At 43.6% G+C, this 16,173-nt stretch carries 13 protein-coding genes and 1 riboswitch; of the genes, 11 read left to right on the top strand and 2 right to left on the bottom strand.

What is annotated here, in order from left to right:
* Window positions 1-3 precede the first annotated feature (3 nt).
* Window positions 4-1,851, top strand: a complete 1,848-nt coding sequence (locus ACVBIL_RS12485) for a hypothetical protein (RefSeq protein WP_447167298.1) — start codon at window positions 4-6, stop codon at window positions 1,849-1,851.
* 50 nt (window positions 1,852-1,901) lie between these two features.
* Window positions 1,902-2,579 carry a TetR/AcrR family transcriptional regulator gene (locus ACVBIL_RS12480; RefSeq protein WP_447167297.1) on the top strand — a complete coding sequence of 226 codons (678 nt, stop codon included), beginning with the start codon at window positions 1,902-1,904 and terminating at the stop codon, window positions 2,577-2,579.
* Between the two features lie 150 nt (window positions 2,580-2,729).
* Here the strand turns inward: ACVBIL_RS12480 and ACVBIL_RS12475 are convergent, their stop codons facing one another.
* Window positions 2,730-3,626, bottom strand: coding sequence for an ABC transporter substrate-binding protein (locus ACVBIL_RS12475; RefSeq protein ID WP_447167296.1), 897 nt, complete (start codon window positions 3,624-3,626; stop codon window positions 2,730-2,732).
* Between the two features lie 141 nt (window positions 3,627-3,767).
* Between ACVBIL_RS12475 and ACVBIL_RS12470 the strand changes: the two genes are divergently transcribed.
* The 9 genes from ACVBIL_RS12470 (at window position 3,768) to ACVBIL_RS12430 (ending at window position 14,849) form a co-directional block, all read left to right on the top strand.
* On the top strand, window positions 3,768-4,700 hold the full coding sequence (locus ACVBIL_RS12470) for an ABC transporter ATP-binding protein (RefSeq protein WP_447167295.1): 933 nt from the start codon (window positions 3,768-3,770) through the stop codon (window positions 4,698-4,700).
* Complete coding sequence (locus ACVBIL_RS12465; protein WP_447167294.1) at window positions 4,697-5,680, top strand: ABC transporter permease; 984 nt, start codon at window positions 4,697-4,699, stop codon at window positions 5,678-5,680. The genes ACVBIL_RS12470 and ACVBIL_RS12465 overlap by 4 nt, the downstream gene beginning before the upstream one ends.
* Window positions 5,681-5,971: 291 nt before the next feature.
* A complete protein-coding gene (locus tag ACVBIL_RS12460) occupies window positions 5,972-6,886 on the top strand; it encodes a DmsE family decaheme c-type cytochrome (protein ID WP_447167293.1) in 915 nt (304 codons plus the stop codon).
* 12 nt (window positions 6,887-6,898) lie between these two features.
* On the top strand, window positions 6,899-8,905 hold the full coding sequence (locus ACVBIL_RS12455; RefSeq protein ID WP_447167292.1) for an MtrB/PioB family decaheme-associated outer membrane protein: 2,007 nt from the start codon (window positions 6,899-6,901) through the stop codon (window positions 8,903-8,905).
* 339 nt (window positions 8,906-9,244) lie between these two features.
* Window positions 9,245-9,419, top strand: a riboswitch (cobalamin riboswitch).
* Between the two features lie 163 nt (window positions 9,420-9,582).
* Entirely contained in the window at window positions 9,583-10,488 is a 906-nt protein-coding gene (gene cbiB / locus ACVBIL_RS12450; RefSeq protein ID WP_447167291.1) for an adenosylcobinamide-phosphate synthase CbiB, read from the top strand.
* Between the two features lie 80 nt (window positions 10,489-10,568).
* Window positions 10,569-11,642, top strand: a complete 1,074-nt coding sequence (cobD, locus tag ACVBIL_RS12445) for a threonine-phosphate decarboxylase CobD (protein WP_447167290.1) — start codon at window positions 10,569-10,571, stop codon at window positions 11,640-11,642.
* 4 nt (window positions 11,643-11,646) lie between these two features.
* Window positions 11,647-12,189, top strand: coding sequence for a histidine phosphatase family protein (locus ACVBIL_RS12440; RefSeq protein WP_447167289.1), 543 nt, complete (start codon window positions 11,647-11,649; stop codon window positions 12,187-12,189).
* Between the two features lie 9 nt (window positions 12,190-12,198).
* A complete protein-coding gene (locus ACVBIL_RS12435) occupies window positions 12,199-12,408 on the top strand; it encodes a hypothetical protein (protein WP_447167288.1) in 210 nt (69 codons plus the stop codon).
* A gap of 590 nt (window positions 12,409-12,998) precedes the next feature.
* On the top strand, window positions 12,999-14,849 hold the full coding sequence (locus ACVBIL_RS12430) for a hypothetical protein (protein ID WP_447167287.1): 1,851 nt from the start codon (window positions 12,999-13,001) through the stop codon (window positions 14,847-14,849).
* A gap of 56 nt (window positions 14,850-14,905) precedes the next feature.
* Here ACVBIL_RS12430 and ACVBIL_RS12425 read toward each other — a convergent pair whose 3' ends face one another.
* Window positions 14,906-15,691, bottom strand: coding sequence for a response regulator transcription factor (locus ACVBIL_RS12425; RefSeq protein ID WP_447167286.1), 786 nt, complete (start codon window positions 15,689-15,691; stop codon window positions 14,906-14,908).
* Between the last annotated feature and the right edge of the window lie 482 nt (window positions 15,692-16,173).

Here is a 16,173-nt window from a genome sequence, read left to right as displayed (position 1 = left end):
ATAATGAAAAAACTAATATTTTTACCACTGGTACTGGCTATCAGTGCTTGTGGCTCAGATAGTGACCATAGTAATACTCAACCACCGGTTGAGCCAATACCACCAATATACAGCAATATAGATATAGAAGTTGAAACCAATGAATCTTTCTCTGGAAAGATGACGGTTTATTTAGGTCGTCATCGTAAATGTGAAACATATCCACAGTACTGTGGTAAAGATGGCAAGAATCTAATTACACCAGATGATGATAAATACATTATTACCGTAAGGGCGGATGATTTAAAAAGGAAGTACCCAGAATCGATTAATAGTCAGTTATTTGCGGAAGGACATTATTCTGCGCTGGATATTTTACGCTATATTGGTGATGCACGCGATGATATCAACTTTGAACTCGGCGAGTTTAATAACGATATTGGCTCCTATGACTTTACCGTTTCTTGGGATAGAAATGGTGACGGTAAATTTGACGAAAAAGATAATATTGATGGTGAAGCGAACTTAAATAGCCGTGACTGGTACGCAAGGTTTATGTATTCAGAAGGAGAATCATTGCGAGAAGGAAACCAAGCCACACTAGAAGTATTATATGAGCGCTTAGATGAGTTTCTGGTTAGAGATAATCTAACCCTTAGATTTGAATCGTTCTCACCAGCCATGACCGAGCGACGTCAACAGATTCAAAAGCAGCAGGTGGAGCGCTTTACCCAATATGGTGGAGCCATTGTGCCTGAGATTGTAGTTGATTTCGATGATGGTGCAGGCCCTGTTACTGTTGCAAAAGATATTGTCGCTAAACCTTACAATATGCGTACCGATATATATAAGCCGGGTAGTTATACCGTAATGGATCTTCTTATGTCTGCCCATGATTCAGGGCAAGTAGCCATTGACTTTAACTTTTGGCCGACCCTTTCAACCAGCGCCAATGTCGGTAGCTATGCGGTAACAGGGATTAACGGTCAACGTGGCCAAGGATTAACCGGTTGGACGTCACGCATTGGAGAAAAAGAAACGTTTGACGACTTCTTTGACCCGATACCTCTAGAGCGTGGCCCAGGGATCATTGAAAACATTATAAACTCTGGAACTAAGCACTGTTCTTGGTTAGTCGAGGATGAACGTCATACGACTGAGTCCGCAACCCTATGTTATGAGGAGTGGGGAAATCTTTTCGGTGGGCCACATATTCATGTTATGAAAGATGTGTGGGTCAGTCGCTATCCACCAAGTACCTTGAAATTTATCTGGCTAAACAAGATGCCTTTTACTTGGAACCCTACAGAGCAGAATGTTGCTGGAGACAGTAAATACCCTGTATATGACATTGAGCAAGCCATCGCTCCGCTGGATGAAACGCATTTTGGCTGGAAGGTAGCCGATTGCGGTATGTGTCACAGCATAGATAACATTCATTTAGAGGGCGACTCTCCGGCTTTGCCTGATTCGGCTGAACCCTATTTCTGTGCATCTTGTCATGGTAATAATGGTGCGACAGCAGGGCATGGCGAAAACTCTCACTGTTTCTGGTGTCACTCTAAAGATCTAAAGATGGTCAATCACGGTGATGCGTCGATCAATCGTACTTTCGGAGATGTCGCTTGTATCGAACTCAATACTGGCGAAGCCGATCCGAGCAAAAAGGGACCTTGTTCGACGACTAGCAATTATCAGCAGGTGTTGCCATATCCGATATTGTTGCCGCACGATCAAGCCGGAAACTATGAGAATAAGTTCCCAGATGTGAAATTTTCGGACAAGCTCACCACATTGGGTAACAGTGACTGGCATACTAGTCAATCATTCCCCGACCCGTACTCTTGTGTTACTTGTCACGTAAATAAATAAACAATATTAACGAAGAGGTGTTTGCCTCTTCGTTTTTTTGAAGGAAATAAATGAAAAAAGTCGATGCGAGTCTTGTGGTTAAAATCGCCAAAAAGGTGATTAAAAAACAGGGCGTCATGGCATTTTCAATGCGCGATATTCTTAAAGAGAGTGGACTATCAGCTGGTACTCTATATCGCACCGTACGTAATAAGAGTGATGTGCTAATTAAGATTTTTATCGGCTGTATCTCAAGTGGTAATGAGTTAGAAACACACATAAAAAAATTACCGCTAAATGAGAAAGAGCGACTCGTTGTTTGGTTACTTTACCCTAGTTACCTGTCGGAGTTTAGAGATTGTAACTTCGATTATGGGGTGACGTTTTTAGGGTGTAACGGCAGTGTGCTGTCTCATGCCAGTGATGAGGCGATTAACGAGCTAGGCGAATTTTTTGAAGAAAATATAAGGCATAGCAAATTACTGATGGAAAATATGCTGCAATCAGGTCAGATAAAGGCCGAACAGCAACAGATCGAGAGCACATATAAACAATTACTTACCGTCAGTCGCGGTATCCATGTTATGGCATCGAATCATTTACTTAATCCCGGTCGGGGTCATAAGGTGACATTAAGTAATATCGCCCTAATAGAACTCGTACTTGGGCAACTCAACTGGGGCAATCCGCTCACGATTAATGAGCATAATATTATGTTGGCGCTAAGAACGGTTAGTGATGCTTCTTAAAATAAACTATTTAGCAAATTTTAATAAACCTTCGTCCGTTACCTTCTCTAAAGGCATTAATGAGTGGGTTGAGCTTTAGTTGAAAATAGATGACTAAAAAAGTCATCTATTTTATTCTGTTTGGTAATAACCTCAGTATTTAAAACTCTTTTATGATTGAGTCTCATAGATGGCTTCAGCCAATAATCTCGCTGCCTGTGGGATACTCGGTCCCGCTTGTTTGGTTACGGCTGAATCGATAAACCTCACCGCGTCATTTGTTATAGCGTTGACCTTACCCGCATCTTTACGGCCTTTTACTTCGCTGATAGTCGTGGTTCCGCTCCCCGCTTGTGGACCTTTAAAAATCGGTCCCGTGGCCTCAGGCCACATCGGCAATAAAATCACATCAGGGTTTGCAGCGATCACTTCTGACCAGGTAACCATAGGGGCTATGCCGTCACGCTCGGCGAAAATTGGCGTTGCACCGACAAGCTCCATTAACTCCGTCATATAAGAGTGTTTGCCAGGTACGCACTTATAGAAGTAATTGATCTCGTAGTAAACCTTTGGTGATGGCTGAGCACGGTACTGAGATGCAATCAGTGTTAACTCGCTACGTATTGATGCAACGAGCTCATCGGCTTGTTGTTGGTGACCAATGGCATCGCCCAGTAATCCAATCTTTGTATAAACCTCCTCTAGGCTAGATTCTTCCATATGGAGAACCTCGATTCCCAGTGCTTGTAACTTTGCTTTCAAGCCAAGTTGTAAGCTGGTGGCCGTCAGAACAAGGTCGGGTTTTAGCTTAGTGACATTCTCAACAGTGATATCGGTAAAACCGCCCACCACGGCGATACGTTTTTGTTTTACACGCAGAGGCACTTCAGCCGGAAAGCGTGCGTAACGTGTTACACCAACGAGATCGTCGATGGCGCCGATCTCGGCTACGGTATGGCTCCAATTGGGGGCTAGGGATACAATTCGTAGTGGCTGGCCTTCATGGCTAAAGGCGATTTGAGGTCCAATTAGCATTAAAAGCAAAGATATTATCTGTAGCGCGCGCATGTTAAATCCCTAAATTTCCAATAAGTGCGCATCATGGGCAGTTTGATGCTAAAGACAAGTGAGTCAAAACGGGATTGCGTACTAGTACACAAATTTGAGTAGCAGTATGAAAGACTGTTAAAAACCCCAGTGTATTTTTTTATGTCTCTGCAGACAATACAGCTCTTTTTAGGCGTTCCAGAGGTTGTATTGTCAGTTTTATTGAGTGTGCGTGACCTAACTCACCGTTACGGTGATTTTATTGCGGTCAATAACATTAGCTTGGATATTCAGGCGGGTGAGTGTTATGGCTTGCTCGGGCCAAATGGTGCTGGTAAGTCGACAACGCTGGAGATCCTTGAGGGCCTAATTAAGCCGACTCAGGGTGAGGTGCTGTACCGTGGGTTACCTATCGATAAAAACTTCAAGCAAGAGATAGGTATTCAGTTTCAATCGACGACCTTGCCTGACTATCTGACGGTATATGATTGCCTCAAGTTATTTTCTAGTTTTTACCAAAGTCACACCCCAATCGAACATTTGATTAAGCAGTGTCAGCTGACCGAGATAGCAGACAAGCTGCATTACAATCTGTCAGGGGGACAGCGTCAGCGTTTATTACTGGCTCTGAGTCTGATTAATGACCCGATGTTACTCTTCTTAGATGAGCCTACTACGGGCTTAGATCCTCAGGCGAGATTACATTTTTGGCAGCTCGTACGAGAGATCAAGTTGCAGGGCAAAACCGTCATATTGACGACGCACTACATGGAAGAAGCAGAGCAGCTCTGCGATCGGATTGCAATTATGGACCGTGGCCAGTTTATTACAGAAGGAACACCAAAAACTTTACTAGAAGAGCATTTTTTGCCGCAGATTGTGGAGCTTGATGGTGTGTACACACAAAAAGATTTCGGCTCTCTACCTGTAAGGTTAAGTCCGTGTGCAGGGCGCACGCGGGTAGAGTGTCACTCTTTTAATGATCTACTGTCTGCATTTAAAACTTCAACGCCTTATCTAAACGGCATGGCGGTACGTAAGCCAAATCTTGAAGATCTATTTTTAAAATTAACTGGTAATGAGCTTCGACTATGAATGCCCTGTTTGCACTGATCAGTGCGCGTAATTTGGAGTTTTTTCGAGATAAGTCTGCATTAGGCTGGTCGCTACTGTTTCCAATCATCATCATTATCGCGCTGGTGCTGGTGTTCGATGACGATAACCCAAGTCTTTATCAGGTCGGTATTTATGGCGAGGTTCCGCAGATAGAAAAGATCAAGGCGCTAAAGCACGTTGAAATTATCTATTACCAAGATTTAGCGCAGGCAAAGCATAAGGTTTCACGCCATTTAATCGATGGCTTGCTCAGTGGCGACAGTTACTGGGTTAACCCAGAGAGTGCTCAAGGATATATTTTAGAGCAGGTGATCTTGGGTAAGATCCCTGAACTCGATAAAAAGGCGATTAGCGGCAAGGCTGTACGCCATGTTGAGTGGCTTTTGCCCGGTATTATCGGCATGAATATGATGTTTTCAGCCCTCTATGGAGTGGGCTATGTCATTGTTAGATATCGCCGAACTGGAGTCTTGAAGCGCTTACAAGTGACGCCATTGGCAGCGTGGCAGTTTTTAGCTGCGCAGCTGTTCTCCCGCCTTGGCGCGACGGTCCTTTCTGCCATTCTCGTATTTGCAGTGATCGCATTGATGTTTGACATTCGCTCTCAGGGCAATGTGGCAATTTTGGTGATTAATACAGTACTTGGAAGCGCCGCGATGATCAGTATTGGACTACTGGTAGCCAGTCGAACTCGCTCTGATGAGTTGTGTAACGGTCTGCTAAACATTATTTCCTGGCCAATGATGTTTCTGTCAGGGATCTGGTTCTCTTTAGAGGGCAGTAAACCTTGGGTACGATTCATCGCCGACTGCTTACCGTTAACCCATATGAACGATGCTAACCGCGCGGTGATTATCGATGGTGCGGGTCTGCTAGAGATAGGCGACCACCTGTTGTTTCTGGTGGCGATAACCCTGTTCTGCTTAGCTGCGGCAAGTCGCAGTTTTCGCTGGGATTAATTCAGACGGTCAGGGGCCTAATGGTGCTGTGACTGTCGAATAAATAGAGGGGGTGGTTTACCATTTGATTTATAAGGATTTACTATTCAAGTGTAAATGCTGGCGGCATCGAATACTGTGCCAATATGTTTAGCATTGCTTTACACATGAAAATAATTAACTGCAAAGTTAACATTTTGGTAAATGCTGTCATAAATCATAGGGTATTTATTTCATTTATCCTCTAGCCTTAGACTGAAATAACCATATTTCAGTTAGTTAGACTTTAATAATTAAAAAATAATACGGCAGATGACGATGAAAATATTTAATGTGATGAGTATTGCGCTGGTGCTTTTCTCTGGGGTATCTATGGGAGCCACCGCCGCGCCCCTCGATACGCTAATGAAAAAGTTTGAAGAAGGAAATTACTCTAAGAAGGGAGCGGATACTTGCATTATGTGTCACAAGCGCTCCGACAAGGTGATGGCTATTTTTGATAGCGTACATGGCCAAGCGGGCGGTGAGGGTCCTATGGCGGGTCTTCAATGTGAAGCCTGTCACGGTCCACAAGGTAAGCATAAAGGTAAGAACGAACCGATGGTGAGTTTTGGTGAAAATTCACCATTAACGGCGCAGATGCAGGATTCAGTTTGTACCGCTTGTCATAATGATACTTCACTGATGGCTTGGCATACCTCTTCACATGCAGAGCAAGATGTGAGTTGTGTTAGTTGCCATGAGATCCACGTTGTACAAGATCCGGTAATGAACCCGAGCCAACAAGTGGAAACTTGCGTGAGCTGTCACACGAAGGCCAAAGCTGACATGAACAAGCGCAGCTCGCATCCGCTTAAGTGGGGCACCATGGTGTGCAGCGATTGCCACAATCCACACGGCAGCATGAGCGACCATGAACTAAAAGGCTTTGATACCAACCAAACGTGCTACGAGTGTCATGCTGAAAAACGCGGTCCCTTCCTATGGGAGCACGCTCCGGTAATGGAAAATTGCGCAAACTGCCATGATTCTCACGGTAGCGTGAATGGTGACTTACTGAAATCACGTGTCCCTATGTTGTGTAAGCAGTGTCACGCTGGTGATGTTCATGCATCGACTGCACCTGGTGATAATCAAAGTATTCAAACGGGTGGTCAAGGCTGTCTAAATTGCCATAGCCAAATCCATGGTTCAAACAATCCATCTGGCAAAGCGTTCCAATTTTAAGGGGATAAATAAATGAAATTTAGACTAAATATTGTCGCCTTAGCATTAGCGACGGTGAGTACGGGTGCATCGGCTTTTGATTTTGGCGTCACCGCCAGCCAAGCCGCTACTCAAAATGGCAGTTGGAAATGTACTAAGTGCATCAGTAACCAACAAGTATTAGGCAGTGTGAGCCTAGAAGCAGGCATGCAAGACAGTAAAGATGATCATGCCGCTAACAGTTTACGTTATACCGATGGTTTTGCCGTTGGTCTTGATGCAGACACTGTGATCAATAATAAAGGCTATCGCACTCAGCTTTACTCCGACGGTCTAGGCAGCGAGCAGGCTTTAGCCAAGCTCAAAACTGGCCGCTTAGGTCAATGGAGCGTGGAAGCAGGCTATCAGACAAGTCACCAATTCGATGCCGACAATGCGCAAAGCCGCTGGCTTGCAAAAGGTGGCGATCTCGTCAAGCAAGAAGATCTGATCACTCAAGAACTAGCGCTAGAGCGTCAAAAGTTCAGTCTGGAAGCTGACTTTAGTCATAACCGTTTTGGCACTTATGTCGCCATGAGCACCGAAGATAAAACTGGCAAGCTGCGCGGTAGCATGTCAAATGGCAGTATCGATGCCATTAACATCGCTGCACCCGTTGATTACACCACGCAAAACCTACGCGCAGGAGTCAACCTCAAGGGAGATAATTGGTTCACCGAACTTGGTTATAACGGCAGCTGGTTTGATAACAATATTGACAAACTATCAATCGATCAGCAAGGGTTTGCAGATGCCTCGCAAGCGGTAGATAACCAAGCTCATTTTGTTAGCCTTATGGGTAACTATTTCTTTGGTCGAAGCTATATCTCCGGTCGCGTGGCTAGCGGTAACATGAGCCAAGATGGCGACTTTATCACTTTAGCAGGCGTTGCCGATGGTAACCAAGGCGCCGATGCCGAGGTTGATACCTTAGATGCAAATCTTAAGTTTTCAACCCGAGTGATGAAAGGTCTGCGCATTAATGCGTCCGTTGATTACTCTGATCGCGATAACATCACCAATGTGCATGATTATGAGCAGTATGGCCTCGATGGTGTGACCGGTGAGCTAGTGCAAAACACCCCTTACGATACCACGCGCAGCGCTTACAAAGTCAGTGCCAATTACCAGTTAATGGCCGGTCAACGTATTGAAGTGGGCTATGATCGCATCGAAACCGAGCGCAGCTATCAAGATCGTGAAGAGACTGATGATAATATCTTCTGGGCACAGTGGCGTGCTACAGGCTTTGATTTGTGGGATCTACGTCTAAAAGGTAGCTACGCCGATAAGGGCGGTTCGCAGTTCCTTTATGATGATGCTGTTAATGCGGCAGAAGATCAGTTAATGCGTAAGTATTACCTAGCAGATAAGAAGAGCAGCAAGGCTGAAGTGTTTGTAACGCATACCCCAACTGACAGCATCTCAATCAGTGCTCATGGTTACTACTCTCTTGATGATTACACTAATTCAAGTATTGGTCTTATCGAATCTAACAGCTATGGCTTTGATTTAGGCTTAAGCTGGCAGGTAACCGGTGATTTATTACTCAGCACCGATGGTGGTTACCAGTGGCTAGATAACGAGCAAGCAAGCGCCAAGAGCCAATACGTAGGTTATTGGGAAGGTGACACCAATGAAGAGTTTGGCTTTGTTGGTGCAGGTTTTACCTACAGCGGCTTAAGTGACTCGGGTATTACTATCGGAGGTGATTACAGTTTTGCTATCTCGTTTAGCGACAGCTATGTCGATGGTAATGATGTATTTGGTATGTATGAATCAACCAGTCATCATGCCAATTTATATGTGAATTATGCAATTAATCAGCAGGTTGTTGTGGGCTTACGTTATGAGTTTGAAGCCTATGAAGACAGTGATGATACTCAGCTACCTGTTGATTACTATCCTGGCACCGGACCTACAGGCTTAACCACTTTAGGTGAGTTAAACCATGATTATAACGCCCATTTAATACTGGCGACTTTGCAGTATCGTTTTTGATGCAATGATCAGTATTAAACGACGTAGCCATATTGTCGTCCCTGCAAGGTAAAATAGGGCTTGCTGAGTTTGATACAACAAAATGATCATAAAAAGGTAAGGCTCTCATTTATTGAATGCTGTTGATTAAAAGCGATTTATTGAGAGCATTGCCTTAATAATAAAAGTAAGTTCCTTAAAAACTTGCTCCCATCTTTACCGAGAATAGAGGCATCTATTCTCGGTTTTTTTATATTTGATCAAAGCTGCTTATATCGGAGCAAGTATGAGCACTCACTTTTTGATTTATTTGAATTTACTGTAGAAAGTAACAGTGAATAACCTACGGTTTTTATTATAGAATAGACATGTTATCAAGGATCCATAAGGTTTAATTGGGGGAACCAGATGAAATTTCTGGACTGTACCCGCAACTGTAACTGGACAAGTGTTGCTCAACTATTTGGGAATACCAAAAAGCTGAAGCAAGCAATAAACCAGAAGTCAGAGCACCCACCTTGATGGTTACGCTGTAAAACTGGGCGGGCGCTCTTGGTTTTGTAAATTCACTCGTGTATTTACCTATCTGGTTTTCAGCATCTTTTTCCTTTTGGAACCATTGACGATGCACAATTGTTCAAGTCGTTTATCTCACAGCCGTATTCACATGATGATATTGAGACCAGAGGAGAACCTTAATGTGGTTTGACCCTCTTTACTGTGCCGGCGTTATCTCATTAGCACTGCTGCTCGACCGTCTCTTAGGTGAAATGTCACGTTCTCACCCTCTAGTGGGTCTTGGTCTGTTTGCCAATCGGATCAAAAGATGCCTTTGGCAGCCTACAAAATACCGCGGCGTTGTCGCTGTATTATTAGTCTTGTTGCCTATCTTGCCCTTTATGTACCTTCCACGCCTATGGTGGCTTGACGTGATAATTCTGTATCTGGTTATTGGTGGTCGCAGCCTGTCTGAACATGGTAATGCTGTTGGTCAGGCACTCAAGTTAGGTGACTTAACCCTGGCTAGAAATCGAGTGGGTATGATTGTTAGCCGTAAGACCGAAAACCTGTCAGAGCAACAAGTGGTCAATGCCACTCTTGAATCGGTTCTTGAAAATGGCAACGATGCACTCTTTGGTGCCCTGTTTTGGTTTACGGTTGCCGGCGTTCCGGGGGCCTTATTGTATCGCTTCAGCAATACCTTAGATGCAATGTGGGGCTATAAGAATCAAACCTACCTTCAATTTGGCTGGTGTGCCGCCAAACTTGATGATCTGCTCAATTATATCCCTGCGCGTTTGTGCGCTATTGCCTATGCCCTTGGCGGCAAGACTAGGTTATCGCTTCGCTGTTGGCGCACACAGGCACCTAAATGCGCCAGCCCGAACGGTGGTGTGGTGATGGCCGCTGGCGCTGGCAGTCTAAATATCACCATGGGCGGCGCCGCTGAATACGATGGCTATTCTTGCGACAAACCCATTCTGGGTGAGGGCAGAGCTGCAGATGCAAGTGACATCAAGCGGGCTTGTCATCTTGTCTGGCTCAGCGCCTTTTATTGGGTCGCAGCATTATTAGTGATGGCATTCTTGCTTAAAGTGATCTGAGTACATCGATTTTAGAACATATTATTGAGAGCTTACTTTTGAGAGCTTACTTTTAAAAATTTACTTTTGAGAATAGTGATATGAGTTTATTGCACCATGGCGGCCGGCTAAAAGATGTGGCTAAGCGGTATGGCGTCGACGAGACAAGCTGGCTAGATTTATCTACCGGTGTGAGTCCATGGCACTATCCAATACCCGATATTCCAGTATCGTGCTGGAATCGTTTACCCGAGGACGAAGATGGCTTAATTGCGTCCGCTGACCGCTACTATGGTGGCCGTAATGCTTTACCTGTTGCGGGTTCTCAAGCTGCAATTCAGTGTTTACCAAAGGTATTGGCGGCGCAGCGTGGTGGCGCCGGTGTTGTGCTGCTACCAAGGGTTGGTTACAAGGAACATGAACGAGCTTGGCGTATGCACGGTTGGAAGATTGAATACTACGGTGCAGATAACGATGATATGCCTATCGAGGTTTATCAACCTCGAGCTGAACAGCTTAAACGTTGTGATGTACTGCTGGTTATCAATCCTAACAACCCCGCGGCTCATCTTACACCACGAACCGTCCTAATTTCTTGGCTAGAACGATTGTCTGCAAGGGACGCCATTCTCGTCGTTGACGAAGCCTTTATGGACATGACCCCAGAGCAGAGCATGCTGCCGTTGACGAATGACAATCTAATTGTCCTGCGTTCAGTCGGTAAGTTTTTTGGCTTAGCAGGTGTTCGCGCTGGGTTTATCTATGCAGCAAATGAGATTAGGGATGCCTTGCAAACTCAGCTTGGTCCATGGTGTCTCAATGGCCCAGCAAGAGAAGTCTGTAAAGCCGCATTTGACGATATTGGTTGGCATCAACGACAGAAAAAAAGACTGCACGCATCTAGCATTCGATTACAGGAACTGTTGTTATTTTTGCCTGGCAAGGCCGTTGGTACCGATCTCTTTCAGACGATTTATCTAACCAATGCGCCTTTATGGCATGACCACTTATGTGGTCAAAATATTTTGACCCGTTTAACCGATGAGCAAGATGCTTTGCGCTTTGGCTTACCTGCAGATGAAGAACAGTGGATTCAATTAACATTCGCTCTGCAGGCGCTTGCCTTATCAAATGCGGCGGATATTGCGCGTGAACGCGATCGTGGGAGTCTCTGAGAATATGAAAATACTCTTTTGTCGTCACGGCGAAACGGTGTGGAATCAGCAAGGTAAGTTACAAGGCCACCTTGATAGTGCATTAAGCCAAGAAGGCATATTACAAGCAAGACAGCTTGGATGTCAGTTGTCTCAGTATCAGCCGGATCTCATTATCTCTAGCGATCTGGGCCGCGCCCTGTCGACGGCAACGTACGTGAATGAGAGTTTGAATATTTCTACCCGGTCATCTTCGTTACTGCGTGAACGATGCTTTGGGGAATTACAAGGTCTATTAAGAGAGAAGGGCGATGATAGATGGCACGTTTATGATCAACGCTTCAATGCTAACCATATTGACATTAAGAATGCGGAGTCAGCCACTGCGGTATTAGCCAGAGTCAAAAAGTTTTTCGCCAGCATTGAGTGTTTAGACATTAATACCTTAGTGGTGATAGGGCACGGAGAGTGGCTACGGGTACTGCAAAATGTCGCAAGCGGAGTGGCACCTTGGTCCGATCAACAGCAAGTACCGGGAAACTGTGAGTTTTTCGAGTTTACGCTATAGCAACAAGAGATGAAAAATATAAAAGTTCGCACTCAATGTGATAGTTTCTTATATCTAGCACACGATTCGTTAGTGGTTGCAAGTAGCTCTGAAAAAATTGGAAGCATGCTTCGTTTTGAAGTGGCTGGAAATTATTATATTTTGGGGTTGAAAGGAGAGTTGAGTCACTGCCGCAAAAATATAACATCTTCAGCAGAACATTTAGCATCTCATCTTTAAGCTTGAATGGCGTCATTTATGTAATGCGGGTTGGCTGTCAGGATGAGATCGCGAACATTTTGTAAACAACAACTGTCAAGTTTGACTCGCGATTCCTAAATTTAAATTCGAAGTGGATCACTCGAAATTAAGCCGTTAATGCCATTGATTTAAAACCGAAGGCGACTTAAAACATGTCATGTGACGGGGTTTTGCTCGACGTTTTTATTAGGTGAACTGACTCGGTTAATAGTCAATCCCTTGATGAAATACATGCTTTAAGGACGCACTTCACTCACTGTATCGGCAAATGCTTTTAACTCTCAACGGGCCGTTCCTCAGGTGATAGTCACAGACATCTCTTTAGTTTAATCTGACTTATCGATTTACTTACCAATTGACTCAATTCAATGTGATCCCATTCAAAATACTGATGTTTAAGCTTCGTTAACTATGAATTGTGACACCTGCTTTTCAAATTTCACAAAACTAAACTGTCCTGTACCTGATTTGCTCGCACTGCAATATAGCAGTGGCATTGATTAGTTTTGGGCGCAGGAACTACAGCGGTTAAATCAGCTGTATTTAATAATGGTTTGAGGAGATGGATCGTGAATTTTAATAGAGTAACAAGTGCTGTTTTACTGAGTCTAATATTGTCTGGATGTGGCAGTGATGACGATAATTCGGCTGTTGCGCCACCGATAGAAACTTTTCCTCTAGAAAAGTATTCTGTGGTGGACGTTAACCATCAGCCAATTATAGATAAAGTTCATCGGGTTTCTCTCGGCCGCTACGATGACAAGGTTAAAGCGTGGATCCATGGTCCAGATGGTGCCGATCTAGACAAGGATGGTAAAATCACAGTTGAAGATGCACATCAGGCTGGGGTTTTCAACGACCCTCTCGGTGATCCCAATATAAACTCTGTAGATATATTCGCATTTCTTGAGGCAAATCCTGATGAATTGGGTAAATATACTGCTCGGCCTGATATCTTTGTTCAAGGGCAGTACAGCGTATTTGATGTGCTACGTTATGTGGTTCACAGCAATCCACAATTGCGCTTTGAATCTGTGGTAACAGCCAAAGATTCACCGCTTAACACCACTGAATTTGTACTTTCTTACGACGCCAATAATAACGGTGACTTCAGTGACGACGGGGAATACTCTAACTCGGACGATTGGTTTTACCGTTTTAAAACCAGTGCAGGCGATTTCCAGCGTGATATTGGTGAACCAGCAGGTGAAGCCAATTATGCTCGAATGGATGAAATGTGGGCACAAGATGACATGGACATACGTTTCCAGCCGTTTGGTGAGGCGATGACAGCCCGTCGGTTCTTCTCTTGGAAAACAGAAATGGAACGCTTAGATGCCAATAATGGTAAGTATGTAATCCCAGAGTTGCGAATTCAGAAAGAGGGGGCGCCAACGCCTTACACTTATGTGCGCGATCTCGAAGTATTCGCCCATGATCTGCGTCCTGACGTATTTCAACCAGGGGTGATTACTGCAGTAGACATCTTTATGTCAGCCATTGATGCGGGTTACGACTACAAAATGAGCTACTGGCCAGTATTGGATACTGGTTCAAAGGTTTATTCTTACTCGATTAATCGTGCTGATGGTCTGACATCTACTGCGGGTAAAGGTTGGCTGTCATATTTTGGTGAAGATCATACAGCCAATGATTTCACTCTTAAGTCACCAAGTTGTAAATGGGATAAAGAGGGTAAGCCAGTCTTAGAGAGTGCCTTTAGCAAAGAAGAGTGCATCGAAGATTTCCAGTTCATATTTGGCGGGGACATGCTGCACTTGATGACCGATGTGTGGGTGATGCCGTATCCCAAAGAGTATGCTTTGTTGAAATATTCCAGTCACTACCCAATGTTCGGTTTTGAGGAATATAACGGTGACAAAGGTAGTAAAGAGTACGACTTTGGTGATGGTGATGTGGTAACACTGGAGAAGTTATTGCCAGCAACCGACTCAGACGTTGACACCCTACTAACAGAAAGTCATTACGGTTGGGGAAAAGCTGATTGTATGTTGTGCCACGAAAGTGAAACTGGCCACATGAACGGTGCTCCATTACCGGTTAACAGCGTTGATGGTTTCGACCAGCCCCAGGCATATTTCTGTGCGACCTGTCACGGTACTAATGGTGGCAGTGATGGCCATGGTGCGACCGCGAGATGTTTCTGGTGTCATTCAGACTCCAAAACCCCTGAATTTCACGGGGACGCGTTTAGTCAGCGTACGATCGCCAGTATTTTGGATAAACTTGACATGGAAAAACAGATCTTCACTAATGGACCCGCGGCTACTCACCCACGAGATGCTCCTGGCAATCGGGCATCCTACACTGCAGTGAAAACTGGCACCAACTCAGATTGGAGTATGTCAAAACATTTCCCTGATCCATACTCTTGTATGACATGTCACCCGAACAAATAGTTGTAGATATTTAAAATAAAGAAGGCAATTATTTTCAAGCCTTCTTTGTTTTAAAATTAACTTAATATTTTAAGTCGAAAAGATTCTCGTATTAGATGTGCATTATTTCTAGCATTCAGTAATGTTTTTAATTTATTAACATGATAATCAACACCACGTTCAGTTAAAAATAATGTTTTAGATATTTCGGTTCTAGAATAACCTTTAGCGACAAGTTCAAGAACGGCTTTACCTTTAATTGATACCAAACCTAATCCAACGATTGGATTAATATCTGCAGTTATTCGACTGCAAAACACCATTTGATGAAACGACTGCAAAGTATTGCGGAGTTTTGGCCCGTATTTCTCAACATAAAGGGCTAACTGTTCCGAAGATAAACTACTCATAAGTAGAATGTGTGCACTAAATTCGGGGTAATCATCACATGTAAATCTAAAATATAATCGACTTTTTATTCCATATTTATCAAGCGTCTTACGACACGATATCACATCTTCACCATCACCTTTATAACAAAATACAGCATGATCATGGTGTTTTATTTTACTGATATTTGGGTCGGATTTAATTGATTTACTAGCAAACTCTTGACGTAAAGTTTTCATTTTCGGACTGGAGAATATAAAATTATCCCATTTAGTGCGTAAGGATGGGTTAATTGGTTTCGCTAATAAAGAGTCTTTGATACTTATGTTTTCAGAAAGGTTAATAAAATAGGTTGCACCAATAAATCCAAAACACTCCGCAGTTTTGTGTAATTCTTGTTGTAATTCGAACATGCGTGAGGATGAACTATCCAACTTGGTATTATTGTGAATTTGTATGAATGCAGTACTCATAAATTAATTTGTTAGTTCATCATAAATATAATGATTAATTGTATAACATTTAAATTAATATTGTTGTGATAAACATCTTGGTATAAAAATAACCATTTAAAATATTGGTTTATTAGCTAAAAATATACGGGGGTGATTGAAAATTCGTGGTTTGTTTAGAAACAAAATAACCAAGACACCCAGTGCGCCGAGATAAATCGGTAGAAGATTGGAGGTGAAAGTCCTCTGCTTGGTAATGCTTAGCAGGCAGCCAAGACCCCGAGTCATGGGCTTTGCATCGTAAGGTGTTGAGTTAAGCGTTGAGAAATAATTATGGCTATCTCTATTATATTATCTTAGCCGAGAAAAATGGGTCAAACAGAAGCCAACATAGACAGCCATGATTAATGGCATGTTTTTGTATCTCCCTTATTCAAAGTAGAAGTGCACCACTCATTTCAGTATAGGTTTCAAAAGGTGTCTTGTAATTAAGACACTTTCTT

The organism is Shewanella sp. 125m-7 (genome assembly GCF_052977045.1).
The sequence above is the reverse complement of the archived record's forward strand: the minus strand, read 5'-3'. Positions and strand labels throughout refer to the sequence as shown.

What these genes read in the sequence shown, in the direction of transcription:
- ACVBIL_RS12485 (WP_447167298.1), top strand. Translation starts at nt 4, where the DNA reads ATGAAAAAACTAATATTTTTACCACTGGTACTGGCTATCAGTGCTTGT.
- ACVBIL_RS12480 (WP_447167297.1), top strand. Translation starts at nt 1,902, where the DNA reads ATGAAAAAAGTCGATGCGAGTCTTGTGGTTAAAATCGCCAAAAAGGTG.
- ACVBIL_RS12475 (WP_447167296.1), bottom strand. Translation starts at nt 3,626, where the DNA reads ATGCGCGCGCTACAGATAATATCTTTGCTTTTAATGCTAATTGGACCT.
- ACVBIL_RS12470 (WP_447167295.1), top strand. Translation starts at nt 3,768, where the DNA reads ATGTCTCTGCAGACAATACAGCTCTTTTTAGGCGTTCCAGAGGTTGTA.
- ACVBIL_RS12465 (WP_447167294.1), top strand. Translation starts at nt 4,697, where the DNA reads ATGAATGCCCTGTTTGCACTGATCAGTGCGCGTAATTTGGAGTTTTTT.
- ACVBIL_RS12460 (WP_447167293.1), top strand. Translation starts at nt 5,972, where the DNA reads ATGACGATGAAAATATTTAATGTGATGAGTATTGCGCTGGTGCTTTTC.
- ACVBIL_RS12455 (WP_447167292.1), top strand. Translation starts at nt 6,899, where the DNA reads ATGAAATTTAGACTAAATATTGTCGCCTTAGCATTAGCGACGGTGAGT.
- cbiB (WP_447167291.1), top strand. Translation starts at nt 9,583, where the DNA reads ATGTGGTTTGACCCTCTTTACTGTGCCGGCGTTATCTCATTAGCACTG.
- cobD (WP_447167290.1), top strand. Translation starts at nt 10,569, where the DNA reads ATGAGTTTATTGCACCATGGCGGCCGGCTAAAAGATGTGGCTAAGCGG.
- ACVBIL_RS12440 (WP_447167289.1), top strand. Translation starts at nt 11,647, where the DNA reads ATGAAAATACTCTTTTGTCGTCACGGCGAAACGGTGTGGAATCAGCAA.
- ACVBIL_RS12435 (WP_447167288.1), top strand. Translation starts at nt 12,199, where the DNA reads ATGAAAAATATAAAAGTTCGCACTCAATGTGATAGTTTCTTATATCTA.
- ACVBIL_RS12425 (WP_447167286.1), bottom strand. Translation starts at nt 15,691, where the DNA reads ATGAGTACTGCATTCATACAAATTCACAATAATACCAAGTTGGATAGT.